The following is a 15,466-nucleotide window of genomic DNA, read 5'->3' on the forward strand; positions in this document are numbered from 1 at the left end:
AGCTCCTGAGCGGTTAAGAACAAGGATAGAACAGGAACTGGCCGCGATTGAAGCGTCGCCAGCCTTTAGCCGTTCGCCGGTAATGCGGCGGCTGCTCCGGTTCATCGTCGCAGAATCCGAGGCCGGCCGTGGCTCCTTGATCAAATCCTATACGGTCGCAGTCGATGGCCTCGGCCGGGGAGAAGATTTCGACGCGCAGCAGGACAGCTATCCGCGCGTCCAGATCGGACGGCTCCGCAAGGCGCTGGACAGTCATTACGGCCACAATGCGCCGGTAAACGGCCTGCGGTTCGAGCTTCGGCCCGGCAGCTATGAAATCCACTTTATTGAAACGCAGACCGGGCGCGGGGCCGGCTCCACACAAATGTTTCCTCCGGCGGGCAGGTCGCAAGGACGGCTTGGGTCCGGAACGCTGGTCTGGTTTTTGACGCTGCTGTTCGTCGCGGCCATCGCCCTGCTCTGGCTGACGGGCACGGGCAAGCGCTGGCTCGCGCCCTGGCATCTCGACGGCCAGACGTCCGAGGCCTTCGTCGATTTTCCGCTGGTCGAGGTCCGGCCGGTTATTGCGTCGGGCAAGGCCGAAAGCGGAACGGCCGAAATCGTCACATTCCAGTTGACCGACGCCCTGCGGCGGACCGGCTGGCTTCGTATTCGTTCAGCGACGCCCGAGCCCGGCTCTTCGGAGGACGCACCGCCGGATTATCGGTTGCGTTCCAGGCTTTACGGCAAAGGCAACGATCTGTCCTTGGCGGTCGAGCTGGTTCAGGCCGATAACGATCTTGTCGTCTGGACGCATGAGGTGCCGATCCGTGCCGCGGCCCGAGGGCCGGATCAATTGGCGTGGGTGTCGATGAGCCTCGCCAGCAGTCTGACCCGCCTGCGCGGTCCCGTGGTGGAGCGGGCGCTGCATGGCTACCCCGATATGCCAGCGCCGGGCTACCCTTGCGTGGTACGCACCCTGGCTTTCGACATGGACAGGACAGCGGCTGAATACGGCCGCCTGCACATGTGTCTGGAACAAACCATCGCCATGCGCCCCCAAATGAGCCGCGCCAGAACGTTGCTGGCACGGCTGAAGCAGGACAATCTGGATTTTCACTACGCCCCGGCCGGCGACGATAGCCCCAGGGGGGTAATCCGCCTCGCCGCCAGCGCGGTCGAGCAGGACCCGAACGACAGCATGGCGCTGATGGACCTCGCCTTTCTTCAGCTTCGGTATGGCGATTATCAGCGCGCGCGCGCCAATGCCGAACGGGCCTATGCCAATAATCGTCATTGTCCCAAGATTCTCAGCCGCGCCGGAACCGTGCTGTTCTTTCTAGGCGACAAGAGGGGGCTCGATCTGGTCAATCGCGCGCTTGAGACGGAATCCGATCCGGCGGCATGGTTCTATGTGGCGCCCTTCTACGACGCGCTTGTCCGGGGAGATGCGGCCGCCGCGAAGGCGAACGCCGCCCAGATGGCGCAACTGCAGGACAAGGGGCAAATCTCCATTACCGCGCTCAGGGCGGTGGCTGCGGCGATGCAGATGCAGTCGGACATGGCCCGGAACTACTGGCGGGCCGTCGTTCGCGCCGTCCCCGGCGCATCCAGCGATCCCCGCAAGGTGTTTTTCAGAATGGGCGTGCCCAAGTCTTATGCTGATCGCAGCGTTGCGGTGATGAACGCGGCCGGGGTGCTCTGACGATACCGGCCATTTGGGGCGGAGTTTTCCGCTCAGTCGAACAGGCTGGAAACTGAGGTTTCGTCCGCGATGCGCTTGACCGCCTCGGCAAACAGCGGGGCAATGGTCAAAAGGCGGATCTTGGCCGCATCCTTCACCGCTTGCGGCACGCCGATGGAATCGGTGATCACCAGCTCGGTCAACGCAGAGGATTCGACGCGCGCCACTGCGCCGCCCGAAAGCACGCCGTGGCTCACATAGGCGGCCACGCCTTCAGCGCCCGCCTCCATCAGCGCCGCTGCCGCGTTGCAGAGCGTCCCGGCCGAATCGACGATGTCGTCGACGAGGATGCAGAAACGGCCGGAGACATCGCCGATGATGTTCATCACTTCGGACTCACCGGCCCGTTCCCGGCGCTTGTCGACGATGGCGAGCGGCGCGTTGTCCAGCCGCTTGGCGAGCGCCCTTGCGCGCACCACGCCGCCCACGTCCGGAGACACGACCATCAGGTTCTTCGCGCTGAACCGGCTGCGGATGTCGGCGGACATCACCGGCGCGGCATAGAGATTGTCGGTCGGGATATCGAAGAAGCCCTGAATCTGGCCCGCATGCAGGTCCATCGAAAGGACGCGGTCAGCGCCGGCCGTGGTGATGAGATTGGCGACCAGCTTGGCCGAAATGGGAGTGCGCGGCCCGGGCTTCCGGTCCTGCCTTGCATAGCCGAAATAGGGGAGGACAGCCGTGATCCGCCGCGCCGACGAGCGTTTCAGCGCATCGATGCAGATAAGCAGCTCCATCAGATTGTCATTGGCCGGATAGGCCGTCGACTGGAGCACGAACACATCCTCGCCGCGAACATTCTCGTGGATTTCGACAAAGACCTCTTCGTCGGCGAACCTGCGCACCGCCGCATCCGTCAGGGGCAGGTCGAGATAGTCCGCGATCGCCTGCGCCAACGGCCGATTGGAATTGCCTGCCAGAATTTTCATCTTCAGTTCCCGCCCCGAGTCGAGCGGCTCATAAAGCGGGGCGCGCCGCTTCTCAAGCAGCGATGGCCCTGATGATGAAGACCGTCGCCACGATCAGGCCGGTCCCCGCCAGATCAAGCCAGAGGCCCGCCCGCAGCATGTCGGTCACGTGCAGCCGCCCGGTCGCAAAGGCGATGGCGTTGGGGGCGGTGCCCGCCGGCAGCATGAAGCCCCAGCTCGCGGCGATTGCCGTCGGCATCGCAAGCAGCAGCGGGTCGGCTCCCGTCGCGATCATCAACCCGGCCACGACCGGCATGAAGCCCGATGCCGAAGCGACGTTGCTGGCGAACTCAGTCACCAGGATGATGAAAGCGGTCAGCACCAGCGCCATCACGACCAGCGGCACCTCGTTCAGCATCGTCAGACGTTCGCCAAGCCAGACGGCCAGCCCTGCGCGGGTGATCGCCTCTGCCAGCGCCAGTCCGCCGCCGAACATCATTATAATGTCCCAGGGCGCGGCCTTTGCTTCCTTCCACACCAATATCGGGCGACCATCGCCTGCCGGGACCACGAACAGCAGCAATGCGCCCAGAATCGCGATGACCCCGTCATCGGCAAGGCCGGGAGGAAGGGCGCCGCCCAGCAGCGGCGCGGTGATCCAGGCGCAGACCACGAGCGCGACGATCGGTGCAAGCCGCCGTTCAGCGCTTGACCAGGGGCCCGGGCTTCCGATCGCATCGGACAGCATTTTGGGGTCCAGTTTTCCGGCCGACAGCCCCGTGGTGCGGATCAGGAGAAGCCAGGCCAGCGGGATTGCCATGACCACTATCGGCAGTCCGAACATGGCCCAGGTCAGAAAGTCGATGCGAAATCCGGTCAGCTTGTCCACCAGCCCCGCGGCGATCGCATTGGTGGGAGAGCCGACCAGCGTGCCCAGCCCGCCGATGGTCGCGGCATAGGCGACGCCGAGCGTGAGCGCGATGGCCAGCGGGTTCCGCTCACCCTCCGGGCTGCCCGTCGCCGTCAATATGGCGACCACCACCGGCATCATGATCAGCGTGGTCGCCGTGTTGGAGACGATCATGCTCAGCATTGCGGTTGCGACCATGAAGGCAAGAAGGAGCGCCCGGGGCGAAGCGGGCGCGCGCCCTACGATGGCGAGCGCAAGCCGCCGGTGCAGTCCTGTCCGCCCGATCGCGAGCGCCATGAACGCGCCCCCCAGCACCAGGAACAAGATGGGGGAATAATAGCTGGCCGCCACATCGGACGGGGTGGAAACGCCCAGCAGCGGCAGCAGTGCGAAAGGCAGCAGCGCCGTCGCGGTGAGCGGCAGCGCCTCGGTCATCCACCAGCAGGCCATCAGAAAGGCGAGCGCAGTGACGCGCCATGCGTCCGCCCCCATGCCGTCTGGCGCCGGAAGCAGAAGCAGCAGGCAAAATCCCGCCAGTCCGGCCCAGAAGCCAAGTCTTTCCCGCATCCCATCCCCCTTGCCGGGTCAGGCTAGCCGGGCGAGGGGCGGCTGTGAAGGCCGGGGACAGTCAGGGCAGCGCGATGGCGCTCAACTGCCTGCCGTAATCCGCCTCCCCGCGATGCGTCGCGCGTCGGAAGCTGAAGAAGCGGTCGGGCGCAGAATAGGTGTCGAGCCCCATCGCTTCAACGCGGCCGATGCCGGCAGCCGCCAGCGCCGCGGCGTTGAAGCCTTCCAGATCGAACCAGGCATGGCCGGGACGGCCGTCTGCAAAAAAGCGCTCATTCTCCGGATCGGCATCGGCAAAGCGGCGGCGAAAGCCGTGGTCGACCTCATAGGATGCGCGGGCGATGCACGGCCCGATCGCAGCCGCAATGCGCGACCGCTTCGCTCCCAGCCTTTCCATCGCCTCGACCGTCGCTGCGATCACGCCGCCAAACGCCCCCTTCCATCCCGCATGGGCCGCGCCGATCACGCCCGCGTCCGGGTCGGCGAACAGCACGGGCGCGCAATCGGCCGTCAATATGCCCAGCAGCAGGCCCGGCCTGTCCGTCACCACCGCATCGGCCTGCGGCCGCGCATCGTCGGGCCAAGGCGATGTGACGGTTACCGCTTTGGCGCTATGCACCTGATGAAGCGTCACAAGCCTTGCGCCCGGCGCAACCGCCTCAACCGCGCGCCGCCGGTTCTCGGCGATCGCCTGCCGGTCGTCGTCAGAGCCCAATCCGACGTTCAACCCCGCGAGCATGCCTTCCGAAACGCCGCCGCGCCGCCCCAGAAAGCCGTGCGGCACGCCGCCAAGCGCTTCGGCGCGATTAATCTCGACAGCATCCGTCATTCGTCCACTCCGCCTGTCGGAAATGCGGCGGGAATCGCCCAATCCGGGGCCGTCACGGCCAGCGCCTTGAAAAGCACGCCCATCTCCTCTGGAGAAGTAAGCCGGTTGACGTCTTCGTCAATGGAGTCCGCCCGGTCCGGATTGGCGCGTTTCAGGGCGTCCGCTCGCGCCGACAGGCCCAGACCGGCGAGCAGCGCCGCCTGCGATACCGGGCCAAAAGTCCTCGCGCCCGTGCGACGGGCGACTTCGGCGAGCGCGGTGAAATCGACATGGGCCGTCAGATCGGCTTCCCCGATATCGGCAAAGACATCGGCATAGCTGTGGCCTTTCACCGCCTGCAGCGTGTCGCCCACGGCCGGACCTTCATAGCCATAGTCGACGACCAGCATGGCGCCGCCCTGTCGGACGATGCTCTGGGCCAGCGCCTCCATGATCGCGGCGCTCGCGGGTGACGCCTCCACGATCGCGCCTTCATGGCTATGGACGAGGCGGGGCGGGATCAGCGGATCGGCGGGCCGTCTTCCACTCGTCGGGACGAACCGGCCGTCATCGTCCAGCGTCACCACCCGTTCGCGCCAGCCCTTTAGGGTGCGGACAAACTGCCGGACCGGCAGCGCATCGAAGAACTCGTTCGCGATCACCAGCAGCGCATGGTCGTCCGGCAGGGTCGACACGTCGTCATGCCAGATCGCGTCGGGAATGCGCTGGCGCTGTTCGACGCGAAGGGCGGGGCTCGTCTCGACCAGATGGACAGACAGGGCCGCCATGCCGGGCACGCGGCTCGCCGCACGCCGGGCGTCGGCCATCAACGTACCCCGGCCGGGGCCAAGCTCCACCAGCGCTGCCTTCGGCCGCCCGCTCCGGTTCCACAGATCGGCCGCCCAAAGGCCGATCAGTTCGCCGAACATCTGACTCGTCTCCGGTGCGGTGATGAAATCGCCCTCGCCGCCGAAAGGGATCCTAGTCGCATAATAATGCGCGTTCGCAATCGCCATGAAGGTCGCGATTGGAACCGCGCCTTCGCTTTGCGCAAGCTGTCGCAGCCGCACGGCGGCTGATCGGGATGGCAGGTCCATGACCTTTCCCTTGCATAATGGATGGTGCATAGGAAAGCAGGTCTTTGGAGACCGGCCCGGCGGGACTCCGAAATTCAAGGCGATGGCCGATGAAGGTCAACGGAAATCGATTTCGACGAAAGCGATTCCAGCACTTCCTGGGCCTCATCCACCGCGCGGCGCAATCGAGGCAGGAGGTCCGGATCCTCGATATCGGCGGGACCAGGGATTATTGGGTCGCGCTGCAGGATATGTGGTCACCCTATCCGATCTCCGTCACCATCGTGAACATGGAGGGCGAGACGGGAGATGACGGGCCGTTCCGATTGAGGCTGGGTGATGCCTGCAACCTTTCCGAATATGCCGACAACAGCTTCGACATCGTCCATTCCAACAGCGTGATCGAGCATGTCGGCCGTTGGGAACAGATGAAGATGATGGCGGCCGAAGTCCGGCGGCTGGCCCCGGTCTATTATCTTCAGACGCCGGATTTCGCCTTTCCGGTTGAACCGCATTTCAGGACGGTCGGGTTCCACTGGTTACCCGAACAGGCGCGCGCCGCACTGATCCAGCGGCGGGGTTTCGGCTTCAGGAAAAAGGCGGCTTCAGTGGAAGAGGCGGTCACCAACATCCAGTCGGTGAACCTGCTGACCAAGGGACAGATGAAGGCCCTGTTCGGCGACGCCGTCATTTTTCACGAGCGATTTCTGGGCCTGCCCAAGTCGCTCATCGCCGTCCGCGAATAAAAAAACGAGGGGCGACCTTGGGCCGCCCCCCGCAATTGCACTCTCGAAGGAAAGGGCGTTCAGCCGACCGACGCGCGCGTCCCGCTGCGTGACCGGCGCATGAGCCAGCCCACCATGCCGAAACCGGCCACCAGCTGAACCCAGGTTTCCGGTTCAGGCACTGCACTCAGGACGTTGTTGGTTCCGGTATTGGAGCCTGTAGTGGTCTGTTGCAGCTGCTGGCTGGTCTGGCTGAAAGCGTCATTCTGCTGCACGCTCTGATCGTCGATCGCCACCATCTTGTAAGCCGAATTGGTCAACAGCACCGGATCGTCAGGCGTCGGCGTCGGGGTGTTGAAACCGTTGTTGACGGTCGGGTCGTTCGATCCGATCGGTGACTGCGCAATGGTGTCCGGGTCCGGCAAGGTCGCGAGATTGGCCTGGTACCATGCCTCTATCGCCTGCTCGGCAAGGCTGCTGCTGATCGTGTTGGTCTTGTTGTTCGCCTGTTTCAGATTCGGGCTGTCCGAGACGGGGAGGCTCTTTGCTGTGTTTCCGCTCATTACGCCCGAAACATATCGCATCATGATCCAGCTTGTGTTGTTTGATCCCGGAATGGTGACGACGGTATTGCCGGTCACCGATGCGTTACTGGTGTGATGAACGGTAATCCCGTGCCAGGCGGCCCCGACAACCGTGTTGTTCTTGATCGTGATGCCGGAATACGGCAGCTTGCCGCCCGACTGGTCGGTCACGAAGATGCCCTGCATCTGGGCGCCAAGCTTTCCGACGATGAGATTGCTTGAAATCTCGATGTTTTTGCTCGGCGCGTTCGTGCCGGCCGTCCACAATTGTATGCCATCGGGATGATCGCCTTTCACTGGCATGAAATCCCGGATGATATTCGAGCTGATCTTCACATTTTCACTTTGTGCAAGCACGACACCGTCGGACCGGACATTGTGGATCATGTTGCCGGTTATGACGACGCCGGTGCTCCTGCTGATGCCGATGCCGCGATGAAGTTCGGTGAAGTTCGACCCCGATACGGTGATGCCCGAACTGCCCTGGATATAGATGCCCAGACCGTCGTTCTGAGGGTTGCCATCCAGGCTTCCATAGGCCCGGACGTTGCTCATGCTGATGTTGCTCGATCCGTACAGGGCAAGCGCCTTGCCCGCTTCCTTGATCGAGCCGGGGTTGGGCATATGAAAGGACACGGCATCGAAGCGCACGCCCGATGAATCCCTGACGACCGATTGGCCGCTGAACACGGCCGGTTTGCTGGGGTCGATCGATCGGAAGGTCACCGGTGTCGAAAACCGCCTCGACTGGATCAGGAGCGTGCCGTAATTGCCCGGCGCAAGATCGAAGGTTTCACCCCCCTTTGCCGCCTTCAGGGCGGAGGCAAGCTGGGCGGCGCTGGAGATTGTGACCGCGGATGCGATGCCCGGTGCGGCTACACATATCGCCGCGAGCACCGGAAGGTGCAACAGCTTCATCGTCGGTGGTCCTTTGAGAGAGAGAAAACGGACGCCAATCTTCTTGTCATAGTCTGGAAGCCGTAATTTCCATACCAGGCCAGGTTGTTCTCCGCCGTATTTCTGACAGGATTCACCGAAGTGGGTTAAAATTCCGTTTACTACGTTCCGGGACCGCAACCGTCGCCCGGAACTAATAAAAGGTTAATTTTAATAAAGGGATAGGTCTTCGCCTATACTTTCTGCAGGCGATAAATGGGCGAAAAGCGCCCAAATCGCCCATTGTCGGCAGGTCGGGCGGTCAGCCCGCGCGCAGCCCCGCCCGCTTTCCGCTTGCCCGGCGACCGGCGGTGGCGATCAGATAGATGCCGCCCGCGATCATCGGCAGGGTCAGCGTCTGCCCCATTGTGAGCCCCCATGACAGCGTGCCGAGCTGGATGTCAGGCTCGCGGAAGAACTCCACGAAGAAGCGCGCCAGTCCATAGCCGAGCAGGAAGGTGCCGACCAGCATCCCCGGCTTGCGACGCGCATCGGTCTTGTAGAACAGGAACCATAGCACTACGAAAAGCACGACGCCTTCCAGAACGAATTCGTAAAGCTGGCTTGGATGCCGGGGAAGATCGCCCGGCGCGCCGGGAAATATGACGCCCCAGCTTGCATCGGTGGGGCGGCCCCAAAGCTCGCCGTTGACGAAATTGGCCAGCCGCCCGAGGCCGAGGCCGATCGGCACCACACAGGCGACATAGTCGTGGATGCGCAGCCAGTCGAGCTTGTGCCGCCGCGCCATCAGGATGATCGCGAGGCTCACCCCGATGACGCCACCATGAAAGGACATGCCGCCCTCCCACAGCTTCACGATGTCGCCGGGGTGCTGAAGGAAGCGGGCGGGGTCGTAGAACAGCACATAGGCCAGTCGGCCGCCCAGGATGATGCCAAGCGTCGCCCAGGTGACCAGATCGTCCGCGTGACGGCGGGCCATGGGCGCGCCCGGCGCCTGCAGCAGGCGCAGCAGATACCACCAGCCGACGAGTATGCCCGCGATATAGGCAAGGCTGTACCAGCGGAGTTGAAGGAAGCCGAGGTCCAGAGCGATGGGAGAAAGGCCCAGCGATGTGAAATCGATCGCAGTGGCGACGTCAGCAAACAACCCGGACATCAATTCCCGTTCCCCCTCGCGGTTTGCGCCAGCATAGGCGGAGGGGCATGGCAGGGCAAAGGCAAAGCGGCAAGGCTTCCGTGCCCTCTAGCCAGTTTCGATGACCCATCCTATCAGTTGGCGCGATGAGCCTGTTGTCCAAGCCGAAGATCGCAGTCGACCGTCGCGCCCTCCTGATCGGCGGCGGCGTGGGCGCAGGATTGCTCCTGGCATGGAGCGTCTGGCCGCGCGAACAGTCGATGAATCTCGCGGTGGGGGAAGGGGAGACCGCGCTTGGCGCGTTCCTCAAGATCGGGACGGATAACCGCATCACGGTCGCGGTGCCACAGGCGGAGATGGGTCAGGGCGTCTGGACTGTGCTGCCCCAGATATTGGCCGACGCTCTTGGCGCAAATTGGTCGATGGTGGGGGTGGAGCCCGCGCCGATCGGTCCCGCCTATGCCAATGAACTGCTGCTCCGGCGGCTGGAGGAAATGGCGCTGCCGGGCTGGGCGGGACCGGCCGGACGGCTGCTCCGCTCCTGGCCTGAGGACGCGCGTCTTCTCCAGGCGACGGTCGGCTCCAGTTCCATTCCCGCCTTTCATGACAGCTTTGCCCGTGCCGGGCAGGTCGCGCGCGCCCTCCTGTGCCGCGCGGCGGCGGAGCGGTGGAACACCGACTGGAGAGAGCTTCAGGCCCGCAGCGGCTTCGTCGTGAACGGGGCGGAGCGGATCGCCTTCGGCGCGCTGGCGGAAGACGCTGCGGGCTTCGACCTCCCGCCGGAGATTCCAGCGCCCCATCCGTCCACGCCGCGCCTCGTCGGGCGTTCGGTGCCCCGTCTGGATACGCCGGCAAAGCTTGACGGCAGCGCACGCTTCGGGGCCGATGTGCGGCTGCCGAACATGGTCTATGCCTCGGTCCGCTCAGGCCCTCCGGGCGACAGCAGGCTGGTGTCGGCCGATGAAAAGGCAGCGAAAGCGTTGCGCGGCGTGGTGAAGGTGATCCGGGACGATCGCTGGATTGCCGTGGTCGGCGAAAGCTGGTGGGCGGCCAATCGCGCGCTGAACGTGCTCAAGCCGCGCTTTGAAACGCGCGGACGGCTGGCCGATAGCGCCGTGATCGGCAAGACGCTGCAAAATGCGCTCGACGATGGCCCCTCGGCAGACGCGGCGAACACCGGCGATGCGGAAAAATTGCTCGGCGGCAAGAATGTCATATCCGCCAGCTATGACGTGCCGATGCTGGCCCATGGCTCACCGGAGACGCCGGGCGCGACGGTGCGCATCTCGGGCGATCGGTGCGAGATCTGGGCCGCCACCCAGTCTGCCACGCTGGTGCGAAATGCAGTTGCGTCGGCCATCGGTTTTCCGACGGAGGCGGTGGTCGTCTATCCGACGCTGGTGGGCGGCGGTTTCGGTCGCCTGCTCGATCCCCGCCCGGCGGTGCAGGCGGCGCTGATCGCGCGCCAGATGAAGCGGCCGGTCCAGCTTGTCTGGTCCAGGTTCGAGGACAGCGTCCACGACGCGATGCGCCCCCCGGCAATGGCGCGGATGCGTGCCGCGCTGACGCCCGACAAGACCATCGCCGCGTGGGAGGCGCTGATCGCCGCGCCCGATTACCGAACGGCCTTCGTCCGCGCGCTGCTGCCGGGAGTATCGATCGACAAGGGCGCGAACGCGGATTCGATCGAGGGCGCGGTCCCGCCCTATGACATTCCGGCGCTGAAGGTGGCGCATCGCTACGCGGACACCGGAGCTGAGCCGGGGGTCTGGCGGTCGGGCATGCACAGCGCCACCGCCTTTTTCACCGAATGCTTCATCGACGAGCTTGCCGCCGCTTCGGGGCTTGATCCGCTTTCTTTCCGCATCCGCATGCTGCGCAGCAAACCGCGCCATGCCGAAGCGTTGAAGACGGCGGCGGGCATCGGCGGCTTCGCGCCTTTTGCGGGCGAGGTGGCGCAAGGCCTCGCCGTCCACGAGACGGCAGGCGCGGTGGTGGCGGTGCTTGCCGAAGTCTCGATCAACAAGGATCAGGGCATCGATGTCGACCGGATTTTCTGCGCGGTCGATTGCGGGCGGGTCGTCAACCCCGATCTGGTCCGTCAGCAGATCGAAGGCGGGATCATATTCGCGCTCAACGGCGCGGTCGCGGGCGGCATCACCTGGTCCAAAGGCCTGGCGCAGCAGACGGCGCTTGGCGACATGGGTCCGCCGCGCATGGCCGACGCGCCTGAAATCACCGTGCAGATCATGGAGAGCGATGCGCCTCCCGCCGGGGTCAGCGGGGCCGCCGTGCCCCCCGTCGCGCCTGCGATCGCCAATGCGGTCCACGCGGCCACCGGGCGGCGCGTCCGTCGCCTGCCGCTCGCCGTATCGGGCGGGGCATGAACAGCCTGCCGGATGCCCACCCGCCGGTCGCCCGGCCCGGCGTGGGCGTGCTGCTCGTCAATCTGGGCACGCCCGATGCGCCCACGCCTCGTGCGGTGAAGGCCTATCTGCGCGAGTTCCTGTCCGACCCGCGCGTGGTCGAAATCCCTCCGCTCATTTGGCAGCCCATTTTGCGCGGCGTCATCCTCAACACCCGCCCAAGAAAATCCGCTCAAGCCTATTCGCTGGTGTGGGACCGCGCGCGCGACCTGTCGCCCCTGAAGGCGATCACGCAGGATCAGGCGGCGGCGCTGGCAGGCGCGTTCGGCGGCGGCGTCATCGTCGATTACGCGATGCGCTATGGCACGCCGTCCATCGCTGAACGGCTCGCCGCGTTGAAGGACGCCGGGTGCGACCGGATCCTCGTCGCGCCGCTCTATCCGCAATATTGCGCGGCGACGACCGCCACCGTGTTCGACGAGGTCGCGCGCGTGCTGGCCGGGATGCGCTGGCAACCGTCGCTTCGCTTCCTGCCGCCTTATCATGACGATCCGGCCTATATCGCGGCGCTCGCGCAATCGGTGGACTCGGGGATCGCCGCGCTCGATTTCGAGCCCGAGCTGATCATCGCCAGCTTTCACGGCATGCCAGCGCGCACCCTTGCCCTCGGCGATCCCTATTACTGCCTGTGCCGGAAGACGGCGCGGCTTCTGGCCGAACGGCTGGAGCGGGACGTGCGGATCAGCTTCCAGTCGCGTTTCGGCCGGGCGAAGTGGCTGGAGCCCGCCACCGATACGGTGCTTCGGGAACTGCCCTCGGGCGGGGTCCGTTCCGTCGCGGTCATCGCACCCGGCTTTGCAGCCGACTGTCTCGAAACGCTGGAAGAGTTGGCGATTCGCGGCCGCGACGGCTTTCTTGCCGCAGGCGGGGAACGCTTCGCCTATCTGCCGTGCCTAAATGCCGGCGAGGCCGGAGTGCGCATGCTGAAAATACTCCTTTCTGGGGAGCTTGCGGGCTGGGTTGCACAGACATAGGCTGACATCGGTCGGCTAGTTGAAGGGAGCAGCAGGTGGGACGTATCGCGATTGTTACCGGTGGCACACGCGGGATCGGCGAGGCCATCTGCCTGGCCTTGAAGGATGCCGGCATGACGGTTGCCGCCAACTATGGCGGCAATGACGAAAAGGCGCGCGCATTCACCGAGGAACACGGCATTCCCGCCTATAAATGGGACGTGTCCGACCATGAGGCCTGTCAGCGCGGCGTCGCCCGGGTCGTCGACGATCTCGGCCCGGTCGATGTGCTGGTCAACAACGCCGGCATCACCCGCGACGGCATCATGTTGAAGATGACCTACGAGATGTGGAAGGAAGTCATCGACGTCAATCTCGGCGGCTGCTTTAACATGGCGAAGGCGGTGTTTCCCGGCATGCGCGAACGCGGCTGGGGCCGGATCGTCAATATCGGGTCGGTCAACGGCCAGGCGGGGCAATATGGCCAGGTGAATTACGCCGCCGCCAAGTCCGGCATTCACGGCTTCACCAAGGCTCTGGCGCAGGAAGGCGCGAAGTTCGGCGTCACCGTCAATGCGCTGGCTCCCGGCTATATCGATACGGAAATGGTCGCCGCCGTCCCGCAGGACGTGCTTGCGAAGATCGTCGCCCGGGTGCCGGTCGGCAGGCTGGGCCATGCCGATGAGATCGCCCGTGGCGTCGCCTTCCTCTGCGCCGATGAAGGGGCGTTCATCACCGGCTCCACGCTGTCGATCAACGGCGGCCAGCACATGTATTGACGGGGCGCGCGTGGCCGGCAACGGACTGATCAAGAGATCGGTGAATCTTTTCGGTCACGCCACCAGCATCAGCCTGGAGCCGGTCTTCTGGCGGGCGCTGAAGCGCGCCGCGGATGAAGAGGGCCTGCCGCTCAACACGCTGGTCGCGCGGATCGACGAGGCGCGCACCACCAACTTGTCGAGCGCGATCCGCGTCTGGCTGTTCGAGCGGGCGCTTGGCCATTAGGACTCAAGCGCGGCGCGAAAGATAATCCAGAACCTTGTGCCAGAACCTTGAGAACGCCGCCTGCCGATCCCGGCAATGCCTCGCGCTGGACGAGACGGCCGAAGGCGTAAGAATTGCAGAGAGGCGATTTTGCGGTAATAGGGGCGGGCTATCCGCCGCTTCGTCTGACCCCCTATGAGGATCACTAGCCAGAACATGATCACGGTCGTTCCCACCGACGAAAATCCCACGAAGCTGTGGGGCCTTACAACAGCCGAGAGGGTCCGCAGGATCGCCCGCGCCGCGAGCCTTGGCGTGGAAGACCAGCTTCCGGTGGACGGGGCCGTCGTCCTTGCCAACAACGCCCATGTCTTCGATCCCGGCTGGCTGAAACATGTCGCCGGTCATCCTGGAGAGGTGCTGACGCTGGGCGGTGTCCCCGTCGTCGCCCATTGCCGCACGGCCGAGGAGCGCGCGCTGGTGGATGCCGCGATGCGTGAAGGCCGCCCGCTGCCTGCGGGCACGTCGATGAAGGCCATCGCGCATGAAAGCGGTGTTCAGGCGATCAATTCCGAACTGAGAAAGCGTGAGCAGCCCTTCGCGCTGAAGCTGGAACCGTCGACCGTGCGCGCCGCCGAACGGGCGAGCTATTTCGGCGCATACAAGGGCGTGACCGACGTCCTCACCAAATATCTCTGGCCCGAATGGGCGCTGGTCCTCACGCGGCTGGCGGCGCGCATCGGCATGTCGCCCAATATGGTGACTGCCATCGGGGCCCTGCTCTGCGTGGTCGCAACCGTCGCCTTCTGGTACGGCCATTACTGGTGGGGCATGGCTGCGGGCCTTGTCTTCATGGTTCTGGATACGGTGGACGGCAAGCTCGCCCGATGCACGATCACCAGTTCCAAATGGGGCGATGTCTTCGATCACGGCATCGATCTCGTGCACCCGCCCTTCTGGTGGTATGCATGGGGCGTGGGCCTGTGGGCCTATGGCCGTCCGCTCGCGCCCGAAACCTTCGCCCTGGCGCTGTGGGTCATCATCGGCGGATATGTGCTCCAGCGCCTGATCGAGGGCGCGTTCCTGCAATGGTATGGAATGCACATCCATGTGTGGGAAAAGCTAGACTCCGATTTCCGCCTCATCACCGCACGGCGCAATCCGAACATGGTGATCCTGTTCGCATCGATGCTGGTCGCGCGGCCGGACCTGGGGCTGGTCGCGGTGGCGGCATGGACGGCGCTTTCGCTCGTCTTCCACGCGGTGCGGCTGGCGCAGGCCGCCTGGCGGCACCGGCGCGGCAACCCGATCCGCTCATGGCTGGAGCAGGCGGCATGAACGACACCATCCTGAAGTTCGGCTATCCCGCCACCCTCATCCGCGAATATGAACATTGGGTGGTTCTGCTGCGTCCCGCCCAGCTGACGCTCGGCTCGCTGGTGCTTGCCGCCCGGTCCGACGCCACCGATTTCGGCAGCCTTTCACCCGCCGCCTTTGCGGAGTTGAAGCAGGCGACGGCTGACATAGCGGCCGCGCTGGGCAGCGCCGTGGCGCATGAGAAACTCAACTATCTGATGCTGATGATGGTCGATCCCCACGTCCATTTCCACGTCTTCCCCCGCTATGAGGGGAGCCGCGACGCGGCCGGCGTGACGCTGGCCGACCAGAGCTGGCCCGGCCCGCCCGATCTCTCGAAAGGGCGCAAGCTGGAGCAGGGCGAACTGGAGGCGCTGGCCAGCTGGCTGAAAGGCCATTGGCCCGCCTGACGGG

At 64.8% G+C, this 15,466-nt stretch carries 14 protein-coding genes; 8 read left to right on the top strand and 6 right to left on the bottom strand.

The genetic code is table 11. The features are described 5' to 3' along the window. Nucleotides 1-82: 82 nt before the first annotated feature. Nucleotides 83-1,684, top strand: a complete 1,602-nt coding sequence (locus tag BSL82_RS16250; protein WP_072598302.1) for a tetratricopeptide repeat protein — start codon at nucleotides 83-85, stop codon at nucleotides 1,682-1,684. A gap of 32 nt (nucleotides 1,685-1,716) precedes the next feature. On the opposite strand, the gene BSL82_RS16255 is transcribed toward BSL82_RS16250, so the two are convergent. The 4 genes from BSL82_RS16255 to BSL82_RS16270 form a co-directional block, all read right to left on the bottom strand. Then, on the bottom strand, nucleotides 1,717-2,652 hold the full coding sequence (locus BSL82_RS16255; RefSeq protein WP_072598303.1) for a ribose-phosphate pyrophosphokinase: 936 nt from the start codon (nucleotides 2,650-2,652) through the stop codon (nucleotides 1,717-1,719). A 52-nt stretch (nucleotides 2,653-2,704) separates the two neighbouring features. Then, entirely contained in the window at nucleotides 2,705-4,108 is a 1,404-nt protein-coding gene (locus BSL82_RS16260; RefSeq protein ID WP_072598304.1) for an SLC13 family permease, read from the bottom strand. 61 nt (nucleotides 4,109-4,169) lie between these two features. Then, entirely contained in the window at nucleotides 4,170-4,937 is a 768-nt protein-coding gene (gene pgeF / locus BSL82_RS16265; RefSeq protein WP_072598305.1) for a peptidoglycan editing factor PgeF, read from the bottom strand. Beyond that, the gene (locus tag BSL82_RS16270) at nucleotides 4,934-6,013 is read right to left on the bottom strand and encodes a class I SAM-dependent methyltransferase (protein ID WP_072598306.1); all 1,080 of its coding nucleotides are present in this window, start codon (nucleotides 6,011-6,013) and stop codon (nucleotides 4,934-4,936) included. The genes pgeF and BSL82_RS16270 overlap by 4 nt, the downstream gene beginning before the upstream one ends. Nucleotides 6,014-6,102: 89 nt before the next feature. Between BSL82_RS16270 and BSL82_RS16275 the strand changes: the two genes are divergently transcribed. Then, complete coding sequence (locus BSL82_RS16275; RefSeq protein WP_072598307.1) at nucleotides 6,103-6,738, top strand: methyltransferase domain-containing protein; 636 nt, start codon at nucleotides 6,103-6,105, stop codon at nucleotides 6,736-6,738. A gap of 59 nt (nucleotides 6,739-6,797) precedes the next feature. On the opposite strand, the gene BSL82_RS16280 is transcribed toward BSL82_RS16275, so the two are convergent. Together BSL82_RS16280 and lgt are read right to left on the bottom strand one after the other, a co-directional pair. Next, nucleotides 6,798-8,219, bottom strand: coding sequence for a right-handed parallel beta-helix repeat-containing protein (locus BSL82_RS16280; RefSeq protein ID WP_072598308.1), 1,422 nt, complete (start codon nucleotides 8,217-8,219; stop codon nucleotides 6,798-6,800). Nucleotides 8,220-8,499: 280 nt separating this feature from the next. After that, nucleotides 8,500-9,357: a prolipoprotein diacylglyceryl transferase gene (lgt, locus tag BSL82_RS16285; RefSeq protein WP_158010976.1), complete on the bottom strand. Its 858-nt coding sequence runs from the start codon at nucleotides 9,355-9,357 to the stop codon at nucleotides 8,500-8,502. A 122-nt stretch (nucleotides 9,358-9,479) separates the two neighbouring features. Here lgt and BSL82_RS16290 point away from each other — a divergent pair, with 122 nt between their 5' ends. From BSL82_RS16290 to BSL82_RS16315, 6 genes are all read left to right on the top strand, one after another. Further along, entirely contained in the window at nucleotides 9,480-11,720 is a 2,241-nt protein-coding gene (locus tag BSL82_RS16290; RefSeq protein WP_072598310.1) for a xanthine dehydrogenase family protein molybdopterin-binding subunit, read from the top strand. Further along, nucleotides 11,717-12,733, top strand: a complete 1,017-nt coding sequence (gene hemH, locus BSL82_RS16295) for a ferrochelatase (RefSeq protein ID WP_072598311.1) — start codon at nucleotides 11,717-11,719, stop codon at nucleotides 12,731-12,733. The genes BSL82_RS16290 and hemH overlap by 4 nt, the downstream gene beginning before the upstream one ends. A gap of 35 nt (nucleotides 12,734-12,768) precedes the next feature. Next, nucleotides 12,769-13,491, top strand: coding sequence for an acetoacetyl-CoA reductase (gene phbB, locus BSL82_RS16300; RefSeq protein ID WP_072598312.1), 723 nt, complete (start codon nucleotides 12,769-12,771; stop codon nucleotides 13,489-13,491). A gap of 10 nt (nucleotides 13,492-13,501) precedes the next feature. Further along, a complete protein-coding gene (locus BSL82_RS16305; protein ID WP_072598313.1) occupies nucleotides 13,502-13,717 on the top strand; it encodes a ribbon-helix-helix domain-containing protein in 216 nt (71 codons plus the stop codon). A gap of 195 nt (nucleotides 13,718-13,912) precedes the next feature. Beyond that, a complete protein-coding gene (locus tag BSL82_RS16310) occupies nucleotides 13,913-15,034 on the top strand; it encodes a CDP-alcohol phosphatidyltransferase family protein (RefSeq protein WP_193408589.1) in 1,122 nt (373 codons plus the stop codon). Continuing rightward, the gene (locus BSL82_RS16315) at nucleotides 15,031-15,462 is read left to right on the top strand and encodes an HIT family protein (RefSeq protein WP_072598315.1); all 432 of its coding nucleotides are present in this window, start codon (nucleotides 15,031-15,033) and stop codon (nucleotides 15,460-15,462) included. Before BSL82_RS16310 ends, BSL82_RS16315 begins: the two co-directional genes overlap by 4 nt. The last annotated feature ends 4 nt before the right edge of the window (nucleotides 15,463-15,466 follow it).

Source organism: Tardibacter chloracetimidivorans (assembly GCF_001890385.1).
GTDB classification, from domain to species: domain Bacteria; phylum Pseudomonadota; class Alphaproteobacteria; order Sphingomonadales; family Sphingomonadaceae; genus Tardibacter; species Tardibacter chloracetimidivorans.